Source organism: Photorhabdus heterorhabditis, assembly GCF_018448905.1.
GTDB classification, from domain to species: Bacteria; Pseudomonadota; Gammaproteobacteria; order Enterobacterales; family Enterobacteriaceae; genus Photorhabdus; species Photorhabdus heterorhabditis.
Window position 1 is genome coordinate 1 of record NZ_RCWA01000149.1, and the last position, 923, is coordinate 923.

Annotated in this window: 1 protein-coding gene; it reads right to left on the reverse strand. The window is 44.6% G+C overall.

The features are described from left to right. Positions 1 to 13: 13 nt before the first annotated feature. Positions 14 to 855, reverse strand: a protein-coding gene (locus tag EAE89_RS23010; protein WP_149617651.1) for an IS5 family transposase whose coding sequence is annotated in 2 segments (ribosomal slippage) — positions 14 to 513 and positions 513 to 855 — 843 coding nt in all. Because the reading frame shifts where the segments join, the coding sequence is not laid out codon by codon here. Between the last annotated feature and the right edge of the window lie 68 nt (positions 856 to 923).

A 923-nucleotide genomic window follows, 5' to 3' on the forward strand; every position in this document is an offset into this window, starting at 1 on the left:
TAGGTAGTGTCCCTTAATTATATAATCTCCGGCAAAAGAGTCGAATACAGCCTAATTTCACCATCGACAGATAGTTTCGTGCTGTTTTTTCATAGCGTGTTGCAATACGTCGATTACCTTTCAAAAAACCAAAACAGCGTTCGACAACATTACGGTCACAATAAGCCTGTTCATCAAATTGTGTACGACCATCACTATTCCCTTTTTCATTGATTTTATAAGGAATAATGCTCTTTATTCTCAATTTGCGCAGGTAACCGCGGAGTTTTCTTCCCGAATAGCCTTTATCTGCCAACACCGCTTTGCCACGCCGTTTCATAAAACCATTCTTGCGTTGGACGCCAATGCCATCGAGCAAAGGAATAGCCGTTTGACTTTCATGGGCCTGGCCTGCCGTCAACATCAGGTTGAGTGGGAAGCCCTTTCCGTCAGTTGCCAGGTGGATTTTGGTGCCATAACCACCGCGTGAGCGACCCAACGCATGATCGTCAGCGATATCGGGATGTTTTTTTTCGCCCCGGCAGCATCTTTACTGGCACGAACATGGCTGCCATCCAGACAAATTTCAGACCAGTCTATGAGGCATTTTTCATCCAGAATGGACAGTAATCGGTTAAATATCTTATTGATAATGCCTGATTTTGACCAACGGTTAAATCGGTTATAAACCGTTTTCCAGGGACCGTAGCGTTCAGGCAAATCGCGCCACGGCGCACCTGAACATAACACCCAGAACATCCCATTCATCACACTGCGGTGTTCAACATGTGGACGTCCTGCCTGCCCTGAACGTACAGGGGGCAAACAAGATTCTATCAATATCCAAGCATCATCAGAAATGTCGTAACGTGCCACTATTTTGTTCCTGCATCGAAATCAATCAGATAATAATACTATTAATTGATATTAAGGGACACAGCCTA